Below are 24181 nucleotides of genomic sequence, written 5' to 3'. Positions count from 1 at the left end.
TTCAAGCGATTTCAGCATGCCTGCCGAATGGCACATGGTCAGCGGATCGGATGCGGGTATTGCAGGCCGCCGCGCGAGGCGAGGTCGTTCAGGCCGCGCTTCAGCTGCAGCTTCGAGCCCATGCCGACATTGCGCTCGAAGCTCTCGCCGTAATTGCCGACATGCTTGATCACGCGATAGGCCCAGTCATTGGTCAGGCCGAGGCCCTCGCCGAACTTGCCCTCGACGCCGAGCAGGCGCTTGATCTCGGGATTGGTCGATTTCAGCATCTCGTCGACATTGGCCTTGGTCACGCCGAACTCCTCGGCGTTGAGCATGGCGTAGTGCACCCATTTCACCAGCGCCACCCAGCTTTCGTCGCCGCGCTTCACCGCCGGGCCGAGCGGCTCGCGCGAGATCAGCGTCGGCAGGATCACGAAATCGTCGGGCTTGGAGAATTTCAGCCGCTCGGCGGCGAGGCCCGAGGAGTCGGTGGTGAAGGCGTCGCAGCGCCCCGCTTCCAGCGCCTTCACGCCCTCCTCGTTGGTGGCGAAGCCGATGATCTCGTATTTCAGCTTGTTGGCCCGGAAGAAGTCGGCGAGGTTGAGCTCCGTCGTCGTGCCCTGGGTCACGCAGATCGAGGCGCCGTCCAGCCCTTTCGCCTCGCTGACGCCGGCCGATTTGCGCACCATGAAGCCCTGGCCGTCGAAATAGTTGATGATCGGCCAGGACATGCCGGCCGAGGTGTCGCGCGACATCGTATAGGTCGCGTTGCGGGCCAGCATGTCGACCTCGCCCGATTGCACCACGACGAAGCGCATCTGCGGCGTCGTCGGCACGAACTTGATCTTGTTCGGGTCGTTGAAGATCGCCGCCGCGACGGCGCGGCAGAGGTCGATGTCGAGCCCGTCCCAGCGTCCGTCCGGGCCCTGGATGCCGAAGCCGGGCAGGGCGATATGGTTGCCGCAGATCAGCTCGCCGCGCGCCTTGACGCGCTCGAGCGTGCCGGTCTGGGCGCTGGCCGCGCCGCCGAGCCCGAGCGTGGCGAGGCCGGCGAGGAGCAGGTGTTTCAGTCGCTTGGTCTTCAGCTGTCGCATCGCAATTCCCCTGTGGTGGTCGCTACGGGCTCTTGGCGGCCCGGATTCCGGTGAGTCTCAGGCCGGTCGTGCCGAGGCCAGGCTCGCGTCGAGTGCGTCGCCGAGACGTTCGACGATGGTGTCGACGGTGGCGGCGTCGATGATGAAGGGCGGGGCGAGCAGGACATGGTCGCCGGCCGTGCCGTCCGCCGTGCCGCCCATCGGGTAGATCAGCAGGCCGCGCTCCTGTGCCGCCTGCTTGATCCTGGCGTTGAGCTTCAGCGCGGGATCGAAGGGCGCCTTGCTCGAGCGGTCGGCGACGATCTCGACGCCCCAGAAATGGCCGCGCCCGCGAATGTCGCCGACATGGTGGTGATTGCCGAAGCGCTCGCGCAGGCGCTGCTCCAGCCGCGCCCCCTGCTCGCGGACATTGGCGAGGAGGTCGTCGCGCTCGATCACCTTCTGCACCGCGAGCGCGGTGGCGCAGGCGAGGGGATGGCCGACATAGGTCTGGCTGTGCGGGAAGACGCCGGACCCGTGCCTGACCGCATCGACGACCTTCTTGGAGGCCAGCATCGCTCCGATCGGCGCATAGCCGCCGCCCAGCCCCTTGGCGATCGCCATCAGGTCGGGCGCGACGCCTTCCTGCTCGCAGGCATGCAGCGTGCCGGTGCGGCCCATGCCGCTCATCACCTCGTCGAGGATCAGCAGCACGCCGTGGCGGTCGCAGATTTCGCGGACGCGCCTGAAATAGCCGGGCACGGCCGGCACCGCGCCGAGCGTCGCCCCGACCACGGTCTCGGCGACGAAGGCGCAGACCGTCTCCGGCCCGAGCTCGAGGATCTTCGCCTCGAGTTCCCCGGCGACGCGCAGCCCGTAGTCCGCGCTGGTCTCGTCGGCCCGGCGGCCGCGATACTCGTAGCAGGGCGAGATGTGATGGCCCTGCATCAGCATCTGCTCGAAGGGCGCACGGTCCTTCATCCGCCCGCCGACCGAGAGCGCACCGAGCGTGATGCCGTGATAGCTCTGTCGGCGCGAGATGAAATTGACGCGGGCTTTCTCGCCCCTCTCGACGAAATAATGCCGGGCCAGCTTCAGGCAGGCTTCTATCGCCTCCGAGCCCGAGCTGCAGAAATAGACCGAATCGATGCCGGCCGGCGCCCGCGCGATCAGATGGTCGGCCAATTCCTCGGCCGCGTCGGTGGTGAAGAAGCTGGTATGGGCATAGGCCAGCCTGTCGATCTGCGCATGCATCGCCGCCAGCACGTCGGGATGGGCGTGGCCGAGACAGGAGACGGCGGCGCCGCCCGAAGCGTCGATATGCTCGCGGCCCTCGCGGTCGCGCAGCACCATGCCCGCGCCGCCTGACGCGGTCGGATAGCTCTTGCCGAGAACGCGGTGCAGGATGTGGCTCATCGGCGGCCTCGCCTGGCTGCAGGGGTGAGGAAGGTGCCGGCCGCGTCGAGCACGGCCTCGTGGCGGGCGATCGCGGCGAGCGCAGCCTCGCCCTTGCGCGCCGTCATCAGCGCCGCCAGGCATTCGACCGCGGCGAAGGCCGGCGTCATCGTATGGAAGAAGGACGGCGTCTCGGTCCTGACGAGCAGGGTTGCGTCGGCGAGGGCTGCGAGCGGCGAGAGCGCGCTGTCGGTCAGCGCCACCACCTTCGCGCCGTGCGCCCTGGCGATCTCCGCCGCCTGCACGGTGAGCCGCGTATAGGGCGCGACCGAGACGGCGAACAGGGCATCGCCCGGGCCGATCCGGCGCAGCGCGTCGATGCCGCGCCCGCCGGCGCCGTCGACGAGGGCCGAACCCGCTCCGATCAGGTCGCGGATGTAGTCGAGCATGAAGGCGGCCGGGAAGGCCGAACGCAGGCCGAAGCAGAAGACGGTTCGCGCCTCGCTCAACAGATCCGCGGCCTGCTCGAAACGGGCGAGCGCCTGCGGTTCGCGCAGCGCCCGGAGATGCTCGGCCAGCGCCGCGAACATGTCCTGCGCGATTGCACCCGCCCCTTCTTCGCCATGGCGCTGCATCAGCTCGCCGGCGCGGCCGGCAAAGCCCTCCGGCCGGCGTCGCAGCGCCGCTGCGTGCAGGGCACGCACCTCGTCATAACCTGTGAGGCCGAAGCGCTGCGCCAGCCGGGTGAGGGTGGCCGGGGACAGGCCTGCCCGCTTGGCCTGCTCGCGCGTCGTCAGCAGCGCGACGTCGGCCGGATGGTCGAGCACCCAGCGCGCCGCCGCCTGCAGTTGCTGCGGCAGCTGCTCGAAGCCCGCGGTGAGGCTCGCCGTCAGGTCGGGCTGGTTCATGCGCCGGACATTAGCAGGGCTGATGGGGATGTGAAACAAAATATCCGATATAAATAAACCGCAACATCTGTTTCAATGACGAGGGGCGGGAGCGGACTTTGTGCGCTCCTCAGGATGATGGCTCTGCAAGGATGAGCGATCGGCCCAGCCACTGCCGCTCAGCTGCGCTTCAGCAGCCCGTCGAGCATCAGGTTGAAGGCCTCGATGGCCTTGCGCGAGGTCGCCTGCGGGTCGGGCGCATGGGCGATCCACTGCGCCGCATATTGCGTCGCGCCCGCGATCAGCCGCGCCGCCGCCTCCGCGTCGACCGGAGCGACGATGCCGGCCTCCGCCAGCCTCGTCAGGCTCTCGGTCATCGAGCGGAGGCACTCGCTCAGCGTCGGCCAGTCCCAGGGGTCGCCGAGCACCGCCGGGCCTTCCCTGAGCACGATGCGCTGGATCTCGGGATCGAGCGCCAGCTCGATATAGGCGGTGCATTCGTCGCGGAAGCCGGTCCAAGGATCGGGCGCCTTCGCCGGGATTGCTCGCATATGCGCGTTCATCTCGCCGTCGATCTCGGCGATCACCGCCGCGAGCAGGCCCTTCTTGTCGCCGAAATGATGGTAGAGCGCGCCGCGCGTCAGCCCGGCCGAAGCGGTGAGATCGTCCATCGAGGTCTCGGCATAGCCGATCGTGCCGAAGGCGGTGCGCGCCGCGGCGATCAGCTTGGCCCGCGTCTCGGCGATCATCTGCGTGCGCGGCCTGCGCATCGTCCATACCTCTCTCACATACGGTGCGTAGGTGAATTGACATACGTACCGTATGTCTCTAGCAATGTCACATACGCAACGTATGTCAATCAGCGCGTCGCTGTGACGGAGACGTCGATGCCCAACCCCTATCGCGAAATCTTCAGGGCGCCCGGGACGATCGGCTTCTCGGCCGCCGGCTTCATCGCCCGCATGCCGTTTTCGATGGTGACGATCGGCATCGTCACCATGCTCTCGCAGGCGCGCGGCGAGTACTGGCTCGCCGGCGGCGTCGCCGCGACCTTCGCGCTCGCCAATGCCGTAGTCGCGCCGCAGATTTCGCGGCTGGTCGACCGCCATGGCCAGAGCAGGGTGCTGGTCCCGGCGACCCTCGGAACCCTCCTCGCGCTCGCCGGGCTGATGCTGGCGACCCGCTTCGAGGCGCCCGCCTGGGTCCTCTTCGCCTTCGCCGGGCTTGCCGGCGTGGCGCCGAGCATGATGGCGATGGTGCGCGCGCGCTGGACCGAGATCTATCGCGACACGCCGCATCTACGCACCGCCTTCGCCTTCGAGTCGGTCGTCGACGAAGTCATTTTCATGATCGGCCCGGTCGTCGCCATCGGCCTCAGCGTCGTCTGGTTCCCGGAGGCGGGGCCGCTGGCGGCGACGATCCTGCTCGCCGTCGGCATGGCGCTGTTCCTAGCGCAACGCGGCACCGAGCCGCCCGTGCACCCGCAGGGCGCCGACAGCGGCCGCTCGGCCATCCGGTTGGTGCCGGTGCAGATCATCGCGCTGCTGATGGTCGCGCTCGGCATGGTCTTCGGTACGGCCGAGGTGACGGCGGTGGCCTTCGCCGAAGCGCAGGGGAACAAGGCGGCGGCGAGCCTGGCGCTTGCGTCCTACGCCGCGGGCTCCTTCCTCACCGGTCTCGTCTTCGGCGCGCTGCGCCTGCGCTTGGCGCTCGCCACGCAGCTGCTGCTCGCGATCGGCCTCGCCGCGGCGACGACCTTGCCGCTGCTGATCGTCTCCTCGCTCTGGATGCTGGGCATCGTGCTCTTCATCGCCGGCGCCTCGATCTCGCCGACCATCATCGTCGCCATGGCGCTGGTCGAGCGGCATGCCCCGCCCTCGAAGCTGACCGAAGGCATCACCTGGGTGATGACCGGCATGGGCATCGGCATGGCCCTCGGTTCCGCCCTGTCGGGCTGGCTGATCGACCTCCACGGCGCTCGCTCGGGTTTCTTCGTCTCCGTCGCCGGCGGCTTCTCGGCGCTCGCGATCGTCGCCCTCGGCTTCTGCCTGCTCGCCGAGCCGCGGCCGGCCGGGAGAAGGCATGTGGCCGCCGCCTGACCTCGGCTGCGAGGCTGCCGCGCGGCCAGGGCCGCGCTCTGGCTGCCAAATCGTCGAATCTGCCTATCAAATCAGCAGCTTTTCGGCTCGTCTCCGATGCGAATCAGGTCAGGTCTGGTCTAGCGTCCGAACCGCGTGCCGGGCGCTGGCGGGAAGTGCGCCCACGGTCTGATCGGGAGCAGATGATGGGGAGCAGCCAGGATTTGGCCGCGGGTCCACAGCTTGCGCATCTCGTCAGGCACATGCACGCGATCAGGGCCTATCGCGAGGAGCTCGGCCGGCTGCAGGCCTCCTGGGACACGTTGAGCCTGCTCGGTGAACTCTCCGGCAACGCCACCGAAATGGCCGGGACGCGCGCCGCCTTCGGCGAGCTCAGCACGACCTTGCTCCACCAGCTCGCGGTCGAGACCCATCGCAAGGCGCTGGCGGATGTGAGGACCAAGGCGCAGAACGCCATCAACATCCTGATCCGGAACCTGTTCGAGCGCACGGCCGATATCGGCTTCCTCTGCGCGGACGAGCATGTCCACGCGTTGCTGGAGAGCGAGGATGCGGGGGCCGACGGCCGGGCCGCCCTGGAAGCCCGCTTCCGCGAATACGTCGCCAAATACTCGGTCTATTCGGATATCGTCCTGCTCGACGCCGAGGGCGCCGTCCGCGCCCGGCTGCAGCAGCATGCCGCCGCGGCCAGCACCCATCCGATCGTTGCCGACGCGCTGGCGGGGGAGGGCGGTTATGTCGAGTATTTCGGCCCGCTCGACGTCGTCTCCGGCGAGTCCCGCCTGGTCTATGCCTGGCGGGTCGAGCGACCAGGGCAACGCCCTTCGGGCGTGCTCCTGCTCGTCTTCCGCCTCGCCGACGAGATCGACGGCATCTTCCACAAACTGATACCGCCGGAGGACTGGTCGGTACTCGCCTTCGCCGCCGCCGACGGTTCGGTGATCGCGAGCTCCTGCCCGATCCAGCTGCCGGTCGGCGTGAAGCTGCCGCCGCAGGCCCTGCGCGCCTCGGAACGGCTGCTGCGGCTCGGCGGCCGGCAATATCTGTCGGTGGCCTGCACCGCCGCCGGCTATCAGGGCTATCTCGGGCCGGGCTGGACCTCGATCGGGCTGCTGCCGCTCGAGACCGCGTTCGAGCAGGAGGACGGGGTCGGCGTCGGCACCATCGCCCCCGGATTGCTCGACGCGGCTTCGGGTGGCTCGGCGCTGCTCTCCGAGGAGCTGCGGACGGTCTCGCGCAAGGCGGCGGTGATCCAGCGCGACCTCAACCGCTCCGTCTGGAACGGCTGGATTCGGCAGACCGATTCGACCGAGGCCAATGTCGCCTTCTCGAAACTGCTCCTGTCGGAGGTTTCGAATGCCGGCGGCAAGACCCAGGCCGTCTTCGAGGCGTCGATCGGCGATCTCTACCGCACGGTGATCGCCGCCATCCTGGCGAAATGCCAGGCCCACGCCGCCTTCGCCATCGACGTCATGGACCGCAATCTCTACGAGCGCGCCAACGACTGCCGCTGGTGGGCGCTGGACGCGACCTTCGCCGCCGGCCTGGCCGAGAGGACGCCGCAGAGCGCCCGCGCCTGCCGCGACGTGCTCGCCGCGATCAACGCGCTCTACACGGTCTACAGCAACCTGATCCTGTTCGATGCGGAGGGCTGCGTCGTCGCCGTCTCCCAGCCGGCGCAGGAGCATCTCCTCGGCAGCACCCTCGAGGGCGACTGGGTGCGGCGGACGCTGGCATTGCGCACGACGCAGGACTACGCCGTCTCGGCTTTCGAGCCGACCGCGCTCTATGGCGGGGCGGCGACCTATGTCTATGCCGCCGCGGTCCCGAGCCGCAGCGGCCGCCCGCCCGGCGGCGTCGCCATCGTCTTCGATGCGACACCGCAATTCGCCGCGATGCTGCAGGACAGCGTCCCGCGGGATGCCGGCGGCCGTCCGCTCCCCGGCGCCTTCGCGCTCTTCCTCGACGAGGCGGGCCATGTCATCGCCGCCAGCGACGACCGTTTCCCCGTTGGGTCGACCTGCCCTCTGGACGTCGACCTCGCCATGATCTCGGCGGGGGAGCATCTGGGCCGGACCGTGATCTTCGACGGCTGCCATTATGCGATCGGCGCGGCACTTTCGCAGGGCTATCGCGAATACAAGAACCAGGACGGCTACCGCTGCGACGTCGTCGCCATCTGCGCCGTGCCGCTCGGCCCGGTCGTGGCCGCGAGAATGGCCGTTTCGCGGCAGGCCGCGGCCGGCGCGGAAGCAGGGCTGCGCCGCAGCGGCGAGCGCGGCCCGGTGCTCGAGATCGCCAGCTTCCATATCGGCCCGCACTGGCTCGGCGTCCCGGCTCGCGAAGTGCTGGCCGCCGTCGACGCGCTCGATGTGAAGACGGCCGCCGCGACCCGCCCGGGCGAGGCCTTCGCCGGCTACAAGCTCCATCAGGGCGCGCCCGTTCCGGTGCTGCGGCTCGGCGCCCGTCTGAACATCGCCGAGGGCGCGCCCGACGAGCAGCAGATCGTCATCGTGCGCTCGCGCGGCAGGGCGCTCGGCCTTCTGGTCGATGCGCTGGGGCCGATTCCCGCGGTCGCTTCGGGGGATATCATGCCGTTGAAGGACCTGACCGCCCGCGACGACGTGCCTGCGATCGGTGTCGTCGGCAATGCCGGCGCCGGCATGCTGATGCTGCTCGACGTCGAGCGGCTGGGCTGCGATCTGGTGGGAGCGCAGACGCAGCGCGTCGAGGCGGCCGAATAAAGAGGCCGCTCGCCGCGGGCCCTTGTCAGCGCGCGGCTTTTCTGTCATAGGCGCCACCTTCGATCGCCCGGCTGATAAGGGCTGCCGTGGCGGTCGTTCTTTGCTTCCCGAAGCAAGATCGAAGCGGCGCACCTCGCGCGCCCGCGACCTATGAGGAGCTGAAATGCCCAAGATGAAGACCAAATCGGCCGCCAAGAAGCGGTTCAAGCTCACCGGAACCGGCAAGGTGCTCTACGCCCAGGCCGGCAAGCGTCACGGGATGATCAAGCGGACCAACAAGCAGATCCGCAATCACCGCGGCACGACGACCCTGTTCGAGGGCGACGCTGCCAACGTGAAGAAGTACTTCCTCCCCAACGGCTGACGCCTGACAACCTTTCCGGAGATCTGACATGGCTCGCGTGAAACGGGGCGTTACGTCCCACGCCAAGCACAAGAAGACGTTCAAGGCCGCCAAGGGTTTCTATGGCCGCCGCAAGAACACGATCCGCGCCGCCAAGGCGGCCGTCGATCGTTCGATGCAATATGCCTATCGCGACCGCAAGAACAGGAAGCGCACCTTCCGCGCGCTCTGGATCCAGCGTCTCAACGCTGCGGTGCGCGAGCACGGCCTGACCTATTCGCTCTTCATCGGCGGCCTCGCCAAGGCGGGCCTCGAGCTCGACCGCAAGACCCTGTCGGCTCTCGCCATCGACGACGCCGCCGCCTTCGCAGCGGTGGTCGAGACGGTCAAGGGCGCGCTGGGCGCGGAAGCCAAGGCCGCCTGAGCGGTCTGACCCGAACGGAATACGAAGGCCGGCGACAAGCCGGCCTTTTTGTTTGGGCTCGCGGTCATGCTCGCCTTGTGGCGAGCATCCTCGGGACAAGCCCGACCATGACGGGGAGGCGTCGGGCTGCTTACGTCTGCACGCTGTCGACCGCCTTCGGCGTCCAGCTCTCGCCGACGCCGTCGACGATCCGCAGATAGGCCTCCTCCGGCGTGTCGGCATAGCAGAACAGTCCGAGGTCCTGCGGCCGGATGAAGCCCGCCTCGGCCATCCGGTCGAGGTTGAGCAGCCCCGGCCAGTAGGCGCTGTCGTAGAGCACGATCGGCACGGGCGGCATCTTGCCGGTCTGCACCAGCGTCATGATCTCGAACAATTCGTCCAGCGTGCCGAAGCCGCCGGGGAAGACCACCAGCGCCGTCGCCCGCATGGCGAGGTGCATCTTGCGCATCGCGAAATAGTGGAAGCGGAAGGTCAGGTCCGGCGTCGACCAGGCATTGGGCTCCTGCTCGTGCGGCAGGGTGATGTTGAAGCCGATCGAGACGGCGCCGGCTTCGGTCGCGCCGCGATTGGCCGCCTCCATGATGCCGGGCCCGCCGCCGGTGGCGATGACATGGTGCCGGCCGCCATGCTTGCCGTCGAGCGCGCCGCCGCGTTCCGAAGTGATCCTGGCGAATTCCCGTGCCGCCTCGTACCAGGGATTGCCCTCGCGCACCCGCGCCGAGCCGAAGACGACGATGGTCGAGACGATGCCGCGGGCCCTGAGACTGTCCTCGGCCTTCTGGTATTCGAGCATGAAGCGCGCCCCGCGTGTCGAATCGCCGAGGATGAAGTCCTGGTCGAGCGCGGCGAGGCGGTAGCTGGGCGAATTCTTCTGGGCGCTGTTGTCGGGCATGCTGGCTTCTCCGTCTTCCCGATTGCATAGCCGCGGCGGCCCCGTCCTGTCGCCCCCCGCTTCCGGCCTGGGAAGGATTGCGACGGGATTGTCATGAACCTGCCGCCCGAGCGGCGAGCATCATCGAAATCCTCGTGGGCGCGATGCTTTGCCAGCACGATTGGGCTGGCATCCACCTGCCGGACACCCTAGAAGGTGCCTCGCTAACGGACCCATTTCGCATGAACGACATCGATACCCTTCGCGAGTCCCTGGTCGGGGAGATCGAGGCGGCCGGCGACGAGGCGGCGCTGGAGCAGCTGCGCATCGCAGCGCTCGGCAAGTCCGGCTCGGTCTCGGCCCTGCTGAAGACGCTCGGCGCGATGACGCCGGAGGAGCGCAAGGAGCGCGGGCCGCGCATCAACGGCCTGCGCGACGCCGTCCAGCAGGCGATCGCCGCCCGCAAGGACGCGCTCGGCGAGGCCGCGCTCGAGGCGCGGCTGGCAGCCGAGCGGCTCGACATCTCGCTGCCCGTCCGCGAGGGGCCGGAGGCGCGCGGGCGCATCCACCCGATCAGCCAGGTCATCGACGAGATCACCGCGATCTTCGGCGATATGGGCTTCTCGATCGCCGAGGGTCCGGATGTCGAGACCGACGACCTCAACTTCACCAAACTCAACTTCCCCGTCGGCCATCCCGCCCGCGAGATGCACGACACCTTCTTCTTCGCCCCCGACGCCAATGGCGAGCGCAAGCTTCTGCGCACCCACACCTCGCCGGTGCAGGTGCGCACCATGCTGGCGCAGGAGCCGCCGATCCGGGTGATCTGCCCGGGCCGGACCTATCGCATGGATTCCGACCAGACCCACACGCCGATGTTCCATCAGGTCGAGGGTCTCGTCATCGACAAGAAGACCCATTTCGGCCACATGAAATGGGTGCTGGAGGAGTTCTGCAAGGCGTTCTTCGAGGTCGACGGCGTCAAGATGCGCTTCAGGCCGTCCTTCTTCCCCTTCACCGAGCCGTCGGCCGAGGTCGACATCCAGTGCTCGCGCAAGGGCGGCGAGATCCGCTTCGGCGAGGGCGACGACTGGCTCGAGATCCTCGGCTGCGGCATGGTCCATCCGAACGTCCTGAGGAATTGCGGGCTCGATCCCGACGTCTATCAGGGCTTCGCCTGGGGCATGGGTATCGACCGCATCGCCATGCTGAAATACGGCATGCCGGATCTGCGGCCTTTCTTCGAGGCCGATATCCGCTGGCTGTCGCATTACGGCTTCCGGCCGCTCGACCTGCCGAGCCTGACCGGCGGCCTGTCCTCGTAACCTCCAAGGCTGCTCGAAAGGGGAGACGCATGAGCGCGGCGCACTGGGCTGGACTGATCGCGGCGCTGATGGTCGCCGCCAATCTGGTCTGCCTCGCGATCGCGTTCGCGCGCCTGCGCCGCCGGCAGGCTCCGTCGCGCCTCCAGAAGCTCGCCCCGCCGGTGACGATCGTGCGGCCGGTGCGCGGCATCGAGACCTTCAGCCGGGAGACGCTGACCTCCGGCCTCGAGCTCGACTATCCCGCCTACGAGACGATCTTCTGCGTCGCCGACGGGCATGATCCGATCGTGCCGCTGATCGAGGAGCTGATCGCGACGCATGGCGCCGATCGCGTCCGCCTGATCGTCGGCGACGTCGCGGTCAGCGCCAATCCCAAGCTCAACAACTGCGTCAAGGGCTGGGAGGCGGCGCGCCACGACTGGGTGATCCTCGCCGATTCCAACGTGCTGATGCCGAAGGACTACGTCCAGCGGCTGATGGCATCCTGGCGCGAGGATACCGGCCTCGTCTGCTCGACGCCGGCCGGCTCGCGGCCGGACGGATTCGGCGCCGAGGTCGAGTGCGCCTTTCTCAATACCTTCCAGGCGCGCTGGCAATATGCCGGCGAGGCGCTCGGTTTCGGCTTCGCGCAGGGCAAGTCGATGCTCTGGAACAAGCCCTTCCTCGACGCCAATGGCGGTATCGCCGCGCTCGCCGCCGAGATCGCCGAGGATGCGGCGGCGACCAAGCTGGTGCGCCGGGCCGGCAAGCACGTCCATCTCGTGGGGCAGCCCTTCGAGCAGCCGCTCGGGCCGCGCCGGCTCGGGGAGGTGGTGCAGCGCCAGTTCCGCTGGGCGCGCCTGCGCCGGGTCACTTTCCTGCCCTTCTTCGCGCCGGAGATCCTGGTCGGGCCGCTGGTGCCGGCGCTGCTGGCGGCCTATGGGGCTCCCGCCTTCGGATTTTCCGCCTGGCAGGGCGTGCTCGCCGTGCTCGCGCTCTGGTATGCCGGCGAGATCGTCCTCGCCAGGGGCGTCGGCTGGTTCCTGAACTGGCGCACGCCTCTGGCCTATCTGGCGCGCGACCTCGTATTTCCCGGCATCTGGGCCTATGCCTTCGTCGCGCGCGAAGTGAGCTGGCGCGGCAATGCCATGAAGATCAAGGCCGATGGCGAGGACGAGCTGAACCAGGCCGTCCCGGCGCTCTCGACGGCGAACATGCGTAGCGACGGAAGACCATGAAGTTCACCCTCTCCTGGCTCAAAGAGCATCTCGACACCACCGACTCGCTCGACACCATCACCGAGACGCTGACCCGGATCGGCCTCGAGGTCGAAGGCGTCGAGGACAAGGCCAAGGCGCTCAGCGCCTTCACCATCGCCTATGTCATCGAGGCGAAGCAGCATCCGAACGCCGACCGCTTGCGCGTCTGCATGGTCGATACCGGCCAGGGCGAGCCGGTCCAGGTCGTCTGCGGCGCGCCCAATGCCCGCACCGGCATGAAGAGCGTGTTCTCGCCGCCGGGCACCTATATCCCCGGCAAGGACATTACCCTCGGCAAGGGCGTGATCCGCGGCGTCGAATCGAACGGCATGCTCTGCTCGGCCGCCGAATTGCAGATCTCCGAGGATCATGACGGCATCATCGACCTGCCGGAGGATGCGCCGGTCGGCCAGCCCTATGCGGCCTATGCCGGGCTCGACGACGCCGTCATCGAAATCGCGGTGACGCCGAACCGCGCCGACGCGCTCGGTGTCGCCGGCATCGCGCGCGACCTCGCCGCCGCCGGTCTCGGCACGGTCAAGACGCCGCCGGTCCAGCCGGTGCGCGGCGCCTTCCCGTGTCCGGTGGACCTGAAGCTCGATTTCGCCGAGGAAGACCGCGATCTCTGTCCCGCCTTCGCGCTGCGGCTGGTGCGCGGCGTCAGGAACGGCCCGTCGCCGGACTGGCTGCAGGCGCGGCTGCGCGCCATCGGCCTGCGGCCCATCAACGCCCTGGTCGACATCACGAATTTCATGACCTTCGACCGCAACCGGCCGCTGCACGTCTTCGATGCGGGCAAGGTCAAGGGCGGCCTCGTCGTCCGCCGCGCCAAGGAAGGCGAGGAGGTGCTGGCGCTCGACGGCAGGACCTATGCGCTCACCTCCGAGATGGTGGTGATCGCCGACGACAACGGCGTCGAATCGATCGCCGGCGTGATGGGCGGCGAGCATTCCGGCTGCGGCGACGGCACCACCGACGTGCTGGTCGAGAGCGCGCTCTGGAACACGCTGAACATCGCCCGCACCGGCCGCGCGCTCGGCATCAACTCCGATGCGCGCTACCGCAACGAGCGCGGCATCGACCCGGACTTCACACGACCGGGCCTCGACCTGGCGACGCAGATGATCGTCTCGCTCTGCGGCGGCGAGGCGTCCGAGGTCGTCTTCGCCGGCGAACTGCCGGACAGCCCCGGCGCGATCGACTTCCCCTGGTCCGAGGTCAAGCGCCTGACCGGGCTCGACCTGCCCCAGGCCGAGATGAAGCTGGCGCTGACCTCGCTCGGCTTCCACGTCTCGGGCGCGGGCGACCGCGTCAAGGTCGCGCCGCCCTCCTGGCGCGCCGACGTCGAGGGCAAGGCCGATCTTGTCGAGGAGATCCTCCGCATCGCCGGGCTCGATCGTGTCGAGCCGGTGCCGATGCCGCGCATCAAGGGCGAGGTGATCAAGCCGGTGCTGACCGTGCTGCAGAAGCGCACGCGCCAGGCCAAGCGCCTGCTCGCCAGCCGTGGCCTGGTCGAGGCCGTGACCTGGTCGTTCATCTCCCATGCCGCGGCCAGGCTGTTCGGCGGCGGCTCGCGCAAGCTCGCGCTCGCCAACCCGATCGCGGCCGATCTCTCCGACATGCGGCCCTCGCTGCTCCCGGGGCTGATCCGCGCCGCCCAGGCCAATGCCGATCGCGGCTTCGGTGACGTCGCCCTCTTCGAGGTCGGCCAGGTCTTCCAGAGCGACGAGCCGGAAGGCCAGCTCATCGCCGCCGCCGGCCTGCGCCGCGGCACGGCGAAGTTCGAAGGCGCCGGCCGCCATTGGGACGGCGCTGCCAAGACGGTCGACGCCTTCGACGCCAAAGCGGACGTGCTCGGCCTGCTCTCCGGGCTCGGCGTGCCGGTCGGCGGCCTGCAGATCGTCGCCGGCGGGCCGGCCTGGGCCCATCCCGGCCGCTCGGCCACGCTGCAGTTCGGGCCCAAGGGCGTGATCGGCGCCTTCGGCGAGGTCCATCCGCGCGTGCTCAAGGCGCTCGACGTCAAGGGCCCGCTGGTCGCTTTCGAGATCCATCTCGATGCGCTGCCGCTTCCCAAATACAGGCCGACCAAGGTCAAGCCGAAGCTCGCCCTCTCCGATTTCCAGCCGGTGACCCGCGATTTCGCCTTCATCGTCGACAAGGCGGTGGCGGCCGGCGAGATGGCCAGGAGCGCCCAGAATGCCGACCGGGCCTTGGTGTCCGATGTCGGCGTCTTCGATCTCTATGAAGGCGCCGGCGTCGAGCCCGGCAGGAAGTCGGTGGCGTTGGCGGTGACCTTGCAGCCGACGCAGAAGACCCTGACCGATGCGGAGATCGATGCCGTCTCGGCCAAGATCGTCGCCGAGATGGGCAAGCGCTATGGCGCGGTGTTGCGCGGATAGGAAGCCCGTGGTCGGCCTCGAGCCGACCATCTCAGGCCGGAAGGGCGCCATCTGGCGCGTTTCCGTCATGAGGTTCTCGGGCCTGCGCTTCGCTGCGCCCGGGAATGACCCCCGATCTGCTTCCGGCCCTGCCGCCGTTATTGATCAGGATTGTGAAATAATCGGCGGGCGAAATCGCCGGAAGAACAGGGTATCGGCTCCGATTATTGCAATCCGAGAGGCCTGATGTCGCTGACCGAGCTGCCCGTCGAGGACGATCTCTTTCCCGGCTTCCGGCTGCTCGACGTCGCGACGACGGGCGCGCGCATTCGCGTGCGCACCGGCGGGGAAGGGCCGCCGCTGCTCCTGCTGCACGGCTATCCGCAGACGCATGTGCTCTGGCACAAGCTCGCCGAGCGGCTGAAGCACCGCTTCACCCTCGTCTGCGCCGATCTGCGCGGCTATGGCGACAGCGAGAAGCCGCCGAGCGACGCCGGGCACGCTCCCTATTCCAAGCGCGCCATGGCGCAGGACATGGCGCAGGTGATGACGGCGCTCGGCCACCGGCGCTTCTTCGTCGGCGCCCATGACCGCGGCGCCCGCGTCACGCACCGGCTCGCGCTCGATCATGAGGAGCGGGTGATCCGCCTCGCCACGCTCGACATCGCGCCGACGCGCGAAATGTATGCGCATACGACCGACGCCTTCGCCCGTGCCTACTGGCACTGGTTCTTCCTGATCCAGGCGGCGCCGTTCCCGGAACGGATGATCGGGGCCGATCCCAAGGCCTACTGGCTGAAGAAGTGCGGCTCCGGCTCGGCCGGCCTCGCGCCGTTCGCCCCGCAGGCGCTGGAGCACTATCTGCGCTGCTTCGCCGATCCGGCGACGATCCATGCCAGCTGTGAGGATTACCGGGCGGCCGCCACGATCGACATCCGCCATGACGACGAGGACGGCGAGCGCAGGCTCGCGCAGCCGCTGCTCGCGCTCTGGGGCGAGAACGGCATCATCGGCCGCTGTTTCGATCCGCTGGCGCTCTGGCGCCGGCGTGCATGGAACGTCCAAGGCAAGGCCTTGCCCGGCGGTCATTATTTGGCGGAGGAGATCCCCGATCTCGTCGCCGCCGAATTCTCGGCCTTCTTCGGAGAGGAAACATGACCGGAACCAATCGCGTCCATCGTATCGCCGTCATCGCCGGCGACGGCATCGGCAAGGAGGTCATGCCCGAAGGGCTGCGCGTGCTCGAGGCGGCCGCCAAGCAGCACGGCTTCGAACTGCGGTTCGACGAGTTCGATTTCTCGTCCTGCGACTACTATGCCAAGCACGGCAAGATGCTGCCGGATGACTGGAAGGAGAAGATCGGCGGCCATGACGCGATCTATTTCGGCGCCGTCGGCATGCCCGCCCAGGTGCCGGACCATATCTCGCTCTGGGGCTCGCTGCTGCTCTTCCGTCGCGAGTTCGACCAGTACGTCAACCTGCGCCCCGTGCGGCTGATGCCCGGCGTGCCCGGCCCGCTCGCCGGCCGCAAGCCGGGCGACATCGACTTCTTCGTCGTGCGCGAGAACACCGAGGGCGAATATTCCTCGGTCGGCGGGCGCATGTATGCCGGCACCGAGCGCGAGGTCGTCATCCAGGAGACGGTGATGAGCCGCGTCGGCGTCGACCGCGTGCTGAAATACGCCTTCGAGCTGGCGCAGCGGCGGCCGCGCAGGAAGCTGACCTCGGCGACCAAGTCGAACGGCATCTCGATCACCATGCCGTATTGGGACGAGCGGGTGAAGGAGATGGCCAAGCGCTTTCCCGACGTCGCGGTCGACCAGTACCATATCGACATCCTCACCGCGCATTTCGTGCTCAATCCCGATCGTTTCGACGTGGTCGTCGCCTCGAACCTGTTCGGTGACATCCTCTCCGATCTCGGCCCGGCCTGCACCGGCACGATCGGTATCGCGCCATCGGGGAACATCAACCCGACCGGCGAATTCCCGTCCCTGTTCGAGCCGGTGCACGGCTCGGCGCCGGACATCGCCGGGCAGGGCATCGCCAATCCGGTCGGCCAGATCTGGTCGGGCGCGATGATGCTCGATCACCTCGGCGAGCACGACGCGGCCAAGGCGATCGAGGCGGCGATCGAGCGCGCGCTCGGCGACGCCCGCACCCGCACGCGCGATCTCGGCGGCAGCCTGAGCACGCAGGCCGCCGGCAAGGCGATCGAGCAGGCATTGGGTTGACGACGACGCAGGCGCCGACCACAAGCTCTGGCCGGCGCCTACAAGACGTAAGACTTAAGGAGGGGGGACCAGGTGCCCGATCTGACGTTTTCGCTGTTCGACCCGGCGCTCTGGGGCAAGCTCTTCGAGATCATCGCGCTCAACATCGTGCTGTCCGGCGACAATGCGGTGGTGATCGCGCTCGCCTGCCGGGCGCTCGCGCCGGAGCAGCGCGCCAAGGGCATCGCGCTCGGCGCCGCCGTCGCGGTGCTGCTGCGCGTCGTCTTCACCGTGCTGATCGCCTCCCTGCTCAACATGCCATTCCTGCACATCGTCGGCGCCGCGCTCCTGGTCTGGATCGCGGTCAAGCTGATCATCGAGGACGGCGACGGCAGCGAGGATTCGATCGCGGCCAGCAGCAAGCTCTGGAAGGCGGTGCAGACCGTCGCGATCGCCGACATCGTCATGAGCCTCGACAACGTCCTCGCCATCGCCGCCGTCGCGAAGGATTCGATCCCGCTGCTGGTCGGCGGCCTGATCATCTCGATCCCGCTGATCGTGCTCGGCGCCTCGCTGATCACCTCGCTGCTGGCCCGTTTCCCGATCCTGGTCTGGGCCGGCGCCGGCCTGCTCGGCTGGGTCGCGGGCGAGATGTTCGAAAGCGATCCCTGGCTGGTCGGCAAGCTCGGCGCGGCGCTGGCGCATCAGTTCGAATACCCGGCCGCGATCCTGGGTGCCGTGCTGGTGCTCGGTCTCGGCTATTTCCTGAAGCGACGCCGGCCAGATCCGGCCCTCTGACACGGGGACTGACCGACCAATGGATTTCTCGTCATCGACCTTCTGGGTGTCGCTGCTCCAGATCATCTGGATCGACCTGCTGCTCTCGGGCGACAATGCGGTGGTGATCGCGCTCGCCTGCCGCTCGCTGCCCGAGAACCGGCGCAGGCTCGGCATCTGGCTCGGTGCCGGCGCCGCGGTCGGTCTGCGGATCATCTTCGCGCTCGTGGTCACCTATCTGCTCGGCGTGCCATATCTGAAGCTCATCGGCGGGGTCCTGCTGCTCTGGATCGCGATCAAGCTCGCCAAGGGCGAGGAGGAATCGCACAACGAGATCGAGGCGAGCGACAATCTCTGGCGGGCGGTGCGCACGATCGCGATCGCCGACGCTGTGATGAGCCTCGATAACGTCATCGCGATCGCCGGAGCCGCCAAGGGCCACCCGGAGCTCTTCATCTTCGGCCTCCTGCTCTCGATCCCGCTGATCATCATGGGTGCGCAGCTGCTGACCTCGATCATCGAGCGCTATCCGATCCTGATCTGGCTCGGTGCGGCCTTGCTCGGCTGGATCGCGGCGGAGATGATCCTCGGCGATTCGGCGGTCCTGGGCTGGCTGACCACGGTCATGCCGAGCTGGGTCAAGACCGTTCCGACCGATGTCAATCCGGTCGGGCTCGCGCCCGCAGACCTGCCGCATTACACGGCGGCGATCATCGGCGCCGCCTTCGTCTGCCTCGTCGGCTACCTGCTGAAGGCGAGGTCGGCGGACCAGCCGGGCTGAAGCGCCCGGCTCACCCGATCACGACGAACGCGGCGGCCATGCCCTCATGGCCGCCGTTTTCGATGATGCGGCTCTGCCCTGTCGCAGTGCCGTCGCGGCCGGGATCGCGCACCGTGAAGCCGCCGGCATCGTCGAGGACGATCCGGAAACTCTCGGGCGCGCGCGCAAAACCGGTGCCCAGCGCCTTCACATAGGCTTCCTTGGCGCTCCAGAGCTGCGCGAAGCGGACCGGGCGGGCCGCGTGCGGCAGGCTCTGCAGCATCCGCCGCTCCTGCGGATGCAGCAGGTCGAGCGCCGCTTCGCCGCCCGGCACGATCTGCTCGACGTCGACGCCGACCGGCCCATGGGCCAGCCCGACCGCGACGAGACCGGCACGCGTCGCCAGCGATAGCCAGATCCCGGCGCCTCGCGGCGCCGCGATCAGCGGTCGGCCGGCCGGTTCGTGGGCCAGCGCGACGGCATGCTCGGGGAGGCCGAGCTGCCGCGCCAGCACGCGCCGCGCAACCGCCTGCCGCAGCAGCGAGCGCTCCGGCAGGTTGCGGGGCTGCTCGCCGGTCCCGATCAGCCAGGCGGCCGGCAGCGCCGGGGCGGTCTCGTCGGCTGAGGAGAGCCAGAACATCGGCTGCTTCTAATGCACCGTGCCCGGAGGCGGAAGACGAGGCAGGCGTCCTGCGCAGAGCTCATGGAGCCCCGCAGCTCGGGGGGCGTTGACGTCGACCGAGGAAACCGGTTCGTGAAGCCATGCCATCCGGAGCGAAATCGGAGCCGCCCGTCGCGGCGCAGCTGAGCCTCGCCGGCGTCAGGCTCGGCATCCGCCGCGTCGCGGTGCTGACACCGGGCATCGTCGTCTTCTCCGTCGCCTTCGGCGCCGCCGCGGCGGCAAAGGGGCTGAGCCTGCTCGAGGCCGTGCTGATGAGCGCCATGGTCTATGCCGGCGTCTCCCAGCTCGTGGCGATGGAGCTGTGGCGCCCGGAATGGAGCTGGGGCGCGATCGCCGGCCTCGCGGTGGTCACTGCGACGGTCAATGCCCGCATGGTGCTGCAGGGCGCGTCGCTCCAGCCCTGGCTCGCGCGCTATCCCAGGCTGGTCAATGCGGTGCATCTCTTCTTCTTCACCGACGCGAACTGGCTGATCGGCACGCGCTACCAAAGCGAGGGCGGGCGCGATCTCGGCGTGCTGGTCGGCGCCGGGCTGGCGCTCTGGCTGATCTGGGTGGTGGCGACGCTGCCGGGCTATCTGCTCGGCGCGCTGGTCGCCGATCCGCGCCAGTACGGCATCGACCTCGTCATGCCGATCTTCTTCGCAGCGATGCTCGTGCCGCTCTGGCGCGGCCCGCGCGCGGCGCTGCCCTGGATCGTGGCCGGCATCGTCGCGCTGGTCACCGCCCGTCTCGTCGGTGGCTACGCCTTCATCATCGTCGGCGCGCTGTCCGGCGCTCTCGCGGGGGCGCTGCTCGATGACCCTGCCTGAACCGGGAAGCTGGGGGCCTTATCTCGCCATCGCCGCCATGGCGCTGGCGACCTATCTCTGCCGCATATCCGGCGTGGTCCTGATGGGCTTCATCCCGTTGACGCCACGGGTGCGGCGCGGGCTCGCGGCCCTGCCGGGCTCGATCGTGGTCGCGACCGTGCTGCCGATGATCGAGCGCCTCGGCCTCGCGGCCGGGCTCGCCCTGCTGGCCGCCATCGCCAGCATGGTTCTCCGGCGCAGCGAATTGCTGGCGCTGCTCGTCGGCATGGCCGTGGTCTCGCTGATGCGCGCCGCGGGATTCTGAGCGCGGCGGGCGGGTGCCCTTGCCGCGGGCTCCCCATCCATCACCGGCTGCGATCATATGCATCACATCAATCGTTCGCCGACAGGGGGCGGCGATGTTGACGCCGCTCCGCCCCAGGCAGACGGTACCGGTCAGCAACACTGACCGATCGGAGCGCATGATGGCCTGGTATTCGCAAACCTGGACCTGGTTCGAAGGCGAATGGCACGAGGGCAATCCGGGCATCATGGGGCCGCGCACCCATGCGAGCTGGCTGTCCTCGACGGTCTTCGACGGCGCTCGCCATTTCGACGGCGTCACCCCCGACATCGACAGGCACGCCGCCCGCGTGAACCGGTCCGCCGAAGCGCTCGGTCTCAAGGCGACGGTCTCGGCCGAGGAGATCATCGAGCGCACCCGCGAGGGCGTGAAGAAGTTCGCGCCGGGAACGGCGCTCTATGTCAAGCCGATGTACTGGGCCGAGGCCGACGGCCTCTCGACCATCATGGGCGATCCGGAATCGACCAAATTCTGCCTCTGCCTGTTCGCGGCGGCGATGGGCGACCCCGGCAAGGGCTTCACCGTGACGAAGGGCGCCTATCGCCGCCCGACGCTCGAGACGATGCCGACCGATTCCAAGGCCGGCTGCCTCTATCCCAACAATGCCCGCATCCTGCGCGAGGCGAAGGCGAGGGGCTTCGACAACGCGCTCGTGCTCGACATGCTCGGCAATGTCGCCGAGACCGGCACCTCCAATATCTTCCTCGCCAAGGACGGCGTGGTGAAGACGCCCGCTCCGAACGGCACCTTCCTCAACGGCATCACCCGCCAGCGCGTGATCGCGCTGCTGCGCGGTGCGGGCGTGCCGGTCGAGGAGACGACCCTGCGCTACGCCGATTTCGAGCAGGCCGACGAGATCTTCTCCTCGGGCAACTACTCCAAGGTCATGCCGATCTCGCGCATCGACGGCCGCGAACTCCAGCCCGGCCCGATGTTCCGCAAGGCGCGCGAACTCTACATGGACTTCGCCCACAGCAAGAGCGCCTGAGACGCGAACTGCCGGGCGAGCGGACTGTCCGGCGGCTCGCCGCTGCGCGCGGGGGGAGGCGCTCCTACCGCAGCAGCCGCCAGAGCCCGGCCGATCTGAGCCCCCCGAGCGCGACCGCGCCATAGATGCCGGCGGCGGCGAGGCTCAGCAGGCCGAGCGCGATCAGGCGCGGCTCGTAGGGAAATGCGATGAGCAGGCCGTAGAGCGGCTCGGCCAGCAGGCGCGCCACCAGCGCGGCGATGCCCGCAGCGACGCCGACGATCACGATCAGCAGCGGCAGGCCGCGATCGGGATTGGTCCAGCCGCGCCTGAGCGCCAGCCCGTAGAGGGCGCCGAGATTGATCCAGGCCCCGACCGCGGTGGCGAAGGCGAGGCCCGGCGCACCATGGCTGCGCCAGAGCAGCAGCTTCAGCCCGACATTGGCGACGATGGCGGCGAGCGAGACCAGCATCGGCGTCGTGGTGTCGCCCCGCGCCTGGAAGCTCGAGACCTGGGCGCGGATCAGCACGATCGCCGGCAGGCCGATCGCATAGGCGAACAGCACTGCGCCGGCGGCCTGCGTCGCCGCCTCGTCGAAGCGGCCGCGCTCGAACAGGGCCGCCACGATCAGTTCGGGAACGGCGAGGAAGGCGGCGGCGAAGGGAGCGGCTGCGACCAGCGTCAGCGCGATCGCCCGGTTCTGCGCCGCTTCCGCCCCGGCCTCGTTGCCCGCGGCGATGGCGCGGCTCATCGTCGGCAGCAGCACGGTGCCGACGCCGATCGCGATCACGCCGAGCGGCAGCTGATAGAGCCGCTCGGCGTAGTACAGCGCCGAATAGGCGCCGGCCGGCAGCAGCGAGGCGATGATGGTGTCGGCGAAGAGCGCGATCTGGACGCCGGCCGAGCCGATCACCGCCGGCCCGAAGGCTTTGAGGAAGCTCCGGACCTCGCCGTCGAGCCTCGGCCGCGTCAGTGCCGCCGAGACGCCGGCCCGCCGCGCCGAGATCCAGAGCAGGAGCCATTCGAGCACGCCGGCGGCGGCGACGCCCCAGGCGGCGGCATGGGCCGCGCTCGGGAACAGGAAGGCGGTGAAGAGCGCGCCGATCAGGCAGAGGTTCAGCAGGATCGGCGCCGCCGCCGCCGCAGCGAACCGGTCGACGGCATTGAGATTGGCCGAAAGCAGCGTCACCAGGGTGACGAAGAGCAGATAGGGGAAGGTGATCCGCGTCAGCGCGACGGCGAGGTCGAAGCGGGCGGGATCGCCGACGAAGCCGGGCGCCAGCAGCCGCACCAGCTCGGGCATGAACGGCAGGGCGAGCCCGAGCAGCACGAGCTGGACGGCGAGGTTGAGCGAGAAGACGCGATCGGAGAATTGCGCCGCGGCTGCCTCGCCCGATTGCTCGCGGATGCGGCTATAGGCCGGAATATAGGCCTGGTTGAATGCACCCTCGCCGAAGACCGCACGGAAATGGTTGGGCAGGCGCAGCGCCACCGAGAAAGCGTCCATCAGCCCGCTGGCGCCGAGCGCGGCCGCGAGCACGATGTCGCGGAGGAAGCCGGACAGCCGCGAGAGCAGCGTGAAGCCGCTGACGGAGAGGATCTTTCTCAGCATCGCGCCACTCGGGGCCGCCGGGATCGGCAGGCCGGACTGAGCCTAGCCGCATAGCTGCGTCGCGGGAGATGGTCCAGCGCCGCGCCGCCGCGCCCGTCACTGCGGGCGCAGCGAAGCGGTCCGGGAAGGCTTCCTCGGTGGTGCAGGGCTTCGCCGTGCCCGGGCATGGCGACGACGACGGCGCTATCGGATCAGCGGCGGCAGCGCGTCGCCGCGCGGATGGACGCTGTCGTGCTTGGCGAAGCCGACACGCTCGCCCACCAGATAGAGCGGCCGGCGCTTCACCTCGGCGAAGATGCGCCCGACATATTCGCCGATCAGTCCGAGCGAGATCAGCTGGATGCCGGAGAAGAACATGATCGAGACGATCAGCGACGGGAAGCCGGGCAGGTCGGTGCCAAACAGCAGCGTCCGGACCATGAAGTACAGGCCGGTCAAGGTGGCGACGATCGCGATCAGCACCCCGAGCCAGGTCGCGATCTTCAGCGGCACGGTCGAGAAGGAGGAGAGCCCGTCGAAGGCGAAGCTGAACAGCTTGCGGAAGCGGAACTTGCTCTCGCCATGGGCGCGCTCGCCGACCTCGAACGGCACGCCGGTCGCCGGGAAGCCGACCCAGGCGTAGAGCCCCTTGGAGAAGCGGGCCCGCTCGGGCAGGGCCCGCAGCGCCTCGACCACGCGCCGGTCGAGCAGGCGGAAGTCGCCGGCGCCCTCCGGCAGTTCGGTCTCGCCGAAGCTGGCGAACAGCCTGTAGAACGCCTTGGCGAAATTGCGCTTCAGCCGGCCTTCGCCGGCGCGGTCGGTGCGCTGGCCATAGACGTTGAGGAAGCCCTCGCGCCATTTCGCCAGGAAGGCCGGGATCACCTCCGGAGGGTGCTGCAGGTCGGCGTCCATGATGACCACGACATTGCCGTCGGCGTGGTCGAGCCCGGCGGCGATGGCGACCTCCTTGCCGAAATTGCGGCTGAAAGAGATCGCGTTGATCCGGCCGTCCCGCGCATGCAGGGCGCGCAGCGCGGCCAGCGTTCCGTCGCGGCTGCCATCGTCGACGCAGACGATCTCCCAGGACGCGACCTGAGCATCGAGCACCGGCTTCAGCCGCTCGATCAGCGGGGCGAGGTTGGCGGCCTCGTTGTAGACCGGGACCACGACGGACAGCTCCGGCCGCGTGCCGGACGCTGCTGCGGCGGGGGGAGAGGTGGACGCAATCGCGGACAAGGCGTTCGGGACCTTCATTGCTCGGCTGGGGCCGGGACCTTGCG

General features: G+C 68.8%; 22 protein-coding genes. 14 read left to right on the top strand and 8 right to left on the bottom strand.

Going from position 1 to position 24181, the window contains the following annotated elements; genetic code table 11:
- Window positions 1-38: 38 nt before the first annotated feature.
- From CS1GBM4_RS22160 to CS1GBM4_RS22145, 4 genes are all read right to left on the bottom strand, one after another.
- Window positions 39-1076 carry an amino acid ABC transporter substrate-binding protein gene (locus CS1GBM4_RS22160; RefSeq protein WP_186420935.1) on the bottom strand — a complete coding sequence of 346 codons (1038 nt, stop codon included), beginning with the start codon at window positions 1074-1076 and terminating at the stop codon, window positions 39-41.
- 57 nt (window positions 1077-1133) lie between these two features.
- On the bottom strand, window positions 1134-2471 hold the full coding sequence (locus tag CS1GBM4_RS22155) for an aspartate aminotransferase family protein (RefSeq protein WP_186420934.1): 1338 nt from the start codon (window positions 2469-2471) through the stop codon (window positions 1134-1136).
- Entirely contained in the window at window positions 2468-3358 is an 891-nt protein-coding gene (locus CS1GBM4_RS22150; protein ID WP_186420933.1) for a MurR/RpiR family transcriptional regulator, read from the bottom strand. Before CS1GBM4_RS22150 ends, CS1GBM4_RS22155 begins: the two co-directional genes overlap by 4 nt.
- Window positions 3359-3516: 158 nt before the next feature.
- Entirely contained in the window at window positions 3517-4107 is a 591-nt protein-coding gene (locus CS1GBM4_RS22145; RefSeq protein ID WP_186420932.1) for a TetR/AcrR family transcriptional regulator, read from the bottom strand.
- A gap of 117 nt (window positions 4108-4224) precedes the next feature.
- Between CS1GBM4_RS22145 and CS1GBM4_RS22140 the strand changes: the two genes are divergently transcribed.
- From CS1GBM4_RS22140 to rplT, 4 genes are all read left to right on the top strand, one after another.
- A complete protein-coding gene (locus CS1GBM4_RS22140) occupies window positions 4225-5436 on the top strand; it encodes an MFS transporter (protein WP_186420931.1) in 1212 nt (403 codons plus the stop codon).
- A gap of 242 nt (window positions 5437-5678) precedes the next feature.
- Window positions 5679-8180 carry a chemotaxis protein CheW gene (locus CS1GBM4_RS22135; RefSeq protein WP_186420930.1) on the top strand — a complete coding sequence of 834 codons (2502 nt, stop codon included), beginning with the start codon at window positions 5679-5681 and terminating at the stop codon, window positions 8178-8180.
- A gap of 163 nt (window positions 8181-8343) precedes the next feature.
- Entirely contained in the window at window positions 8344-8544 is a 201-nt protein-coding gene (rpmI, locus tag CS1GBM4_RS22130) for a 50S ribosomal protein L35 (RefSeq protein ID WP_186420929.1), read from the top strand.
- 28 nt (window positions 8545-8572) lie between these two features.
- Window positions 8573-8947: a 50S ribosomal protein L20 gene (gene rplT, locus CS1GBM4_RS22125; RefSeq protein WP_186420928.1), complete on the top strand. Its 375-nt coding sequence runs from the start codon at window positions 8573-8575 to the stop codon at window positions 8945-8947.
- 130 nt (window positions 8948-9077) lie between these two features.
- Here the strand turns inward: rplT and CS1GBM4_RS22120 are convergent, their stop codons facing one another.
- The gene (locus tag CS1GBM4_RS22120; protein ID WP_186420927.1) at window positions 9078-9839 is read right to left on the bottom strand and encodes a TIGR00730 family Rossman fold protein; all 762 of its coding nucleotides are present in this window, start codon (window positions 9837-9839) and stop codon (window positions 9078-9080) included.
- 221 nt (window positions 9840-10060) lie between these two features.
- On the opposite strand from CS1GBM4_RS22120, the gene pheS reads away from it, so the two are divergent.
- The 7 genes from pheS (at window position 10061) to CS1GBM4_RS22085 (ending at window position 18530) form a co-directional block, all read left to right on the top strand.
- Window positions 10061-11143, top strand: coding sequence for a phenylalanine--tRNA ligase subunit alpha (gene pheS / locus CS1GBM4_RS22115; protein WP_186420926.1), 1083 nt, complete (start codon window positions 10061-10063; stop codon window positions 11141-11143).
- A 29-nt stretch (window positions 11144-11172) separates the two neighbouring features.
- Window positions 11173-12360, top strand: coding sequence for a glycosyltransferase (locus CS1GBM4_RS22110; protein WP_186420925.1), 1188 nt, complete (start codon window positions 11173-11175; stop codon window positions 12358-12360).
- On the top strand, window positions 12357-14780 hold the full coding sequence (pheT, locus tag CS1GBM4_RS22105; RefSeq protein WP_186420924.1) for a phenylalanine--tRNA ligase subunit beta: 2424 nt from the start codon (window positions 12357-12359) through the stop codon (window positions 14778-14780). Before CS1GBM4_RS22110 ends, pheT begins: the two co-directional genes overlap by 4 nt.
- 225 nt (window positions 14781-15005) lie before the next feature.
- Window positions 15006-15917, top strand: coding sequence for an alpha/beta hydrolase (locus CS1GBM4_RS22100; RefSeq protein ID WP_186420923.1), 912 nt, complete (start codon window positions 15006-15008; stop codon window positions 15915-15917).
- Window positions 15914-16993, top strand: coding sequence for a tartrate dehydrogenase (locus tag CS1GBM4_RS22095; RefSeq protein WP_186420922.1), 1080 nt, complete (start codon window positions 15914-15916; stop codon window positions 16991-16993). Before CS1GBM4_RS22100 ends, CS1GBM4_RS22095 begins: the two co-directional genes overlap by 4 nt.
- 72 nt (window positions 16994-17065) lie before the next feature.
- The gene (locus CS1GBM4_RS22090) at window positions 17066-17770 is read left to right on the top strand and encodes a TerC family protein (RefSeq protein WP_244607352.1); all 705 of its coding nucleotides are present in this window, start codon (window positions 17066-17068) and stop codon (window positions 17768-17770) included.
- Window positions 17771-17789: 19 nt separating this feature from the next.
- Window positions 17790-18530, top strand: a complete 741-nt coding sequence (locus CS1GBM4_RS22085; protein ID WP_186420921.1) for a TerC family protein — start codon at window positions 17790-17792, stop codon at window positions 18528-18530.
- Window positions 18531-18540: 10 nt separating this feature from the next.
- Here the strand turns inward: CS1GBM4_RS22085 and CS1GBM4_RS22080 are convergent, their stop codons facing one another.
- Window positions 18541-19149: a 4'-phosphopantetheinyl transferase superfamily protein gene (locus CS1GBM4_RS22080; protein ID WP_186420920.1), complete on the bottom strand. Its 609-nt coding sequence runs from the start codon at window positions 19147-19149 to the stop codon at window positions 18541-18543.
- Between the two features lie 122 nt (window positions 19150-19271).
- Here CS1GBM4_RS22080 and CS1GBM4_RS22075 point away from each other — a divergent pair, with 122 nt between their 5' ends.
- The 3 genes from CS1GBM4_RS22075 to CS1GBM4_RS22065 all read left to right on the top strand — a co-directional run bounded on the left by CS1GBM4_RS22075 (window position 19272) and on the right by CS1GBM4_RS22065 (window position 21331).
- Window positions 19272-20000 carry an AzlC family ABC transporter permease gene (locus CS1GBM4_RS22075; RefSeq protein ID WP_186420919.1) on the top strand — a complete coding sequence of 243 codons (729 nt, stop codon included), beginning with the start codon at window positions 19272-19274 and terminating at the stop codon, window positions 19998-20000.
- Window positions 19987-20304: an AzlD domain-containing protein gene (locus CS1GBM4_RS22070; protein ID WP_186420918.1), complete on the top strand. Its 318-nt coding sequence runs from the start codon at window positions 19987-19989 to the stop codon at window positions 20302-20304. The genes CS1GBM4_RS22075 and CS1GBM4_RS22070 overlap by 14 nt, the downstream gene beginning before the upstream one ends.
- Before the next feature lie 160 nt (window positions 20305-20464).
- Window positions 20465-21331 (top strand): branched-chain amino acid aminotransferase, encoded by an 867-nt coding sequence (locus CS1GBM4_RS22065; protein WP_186420917.1) that lies wholly within the window; start codon window positions 20465-20467, stop codon window positions 21329-21331.
- Between the two features lie 64 nt (window positions 21332-21395).
- Here CS1GBM4_RS22065 and murJ read toward each other — a convergent pair whose 3' ends face one another.
- Together murJ and CS1GBM4_RS22055 are read right to left on the bottom strand one after the other, a co-directional pair.
- Complete coding sequence (murJ, locus tag CS1GBM4_RS22060; RefSeq protein ID WP_186420916.1) at window positions 21396-22922, bottom strand: murein biosynthesis integral membrane protein MurJ; 1527 nt, start codon at window positions 22920-22922, stop codon at window positions 21396-21398.
- Window positions 22923-23105: 183 nt separating this feature from the next.
- Entirely contained in the window at window positions 23106-24155 is a 1050-nt protein-coding gene (locus CS1GBM4_RS22055; protein WP_186420915.1) for a glycosyltransferase family 2 protein, read from the bottom strand.
- Between the last annotated feature and the right edge of the window lie 26 nt (window positions 24156-24181).

The organism is Allobosea sp. CS1GBMeth4, assembly GCF_900185715.1.
Classification (GTDB): Bacteria; Pseudomonadota; Alphaproteobacteria; order Rhizobiales; family Beijerinckiaceae; genus Allobosea.
The sequence above is the reverse complement of the archived record's forward strand: the minus strand, read 5'-3'. Positions and strand labels throughout refer to the sequence as shown.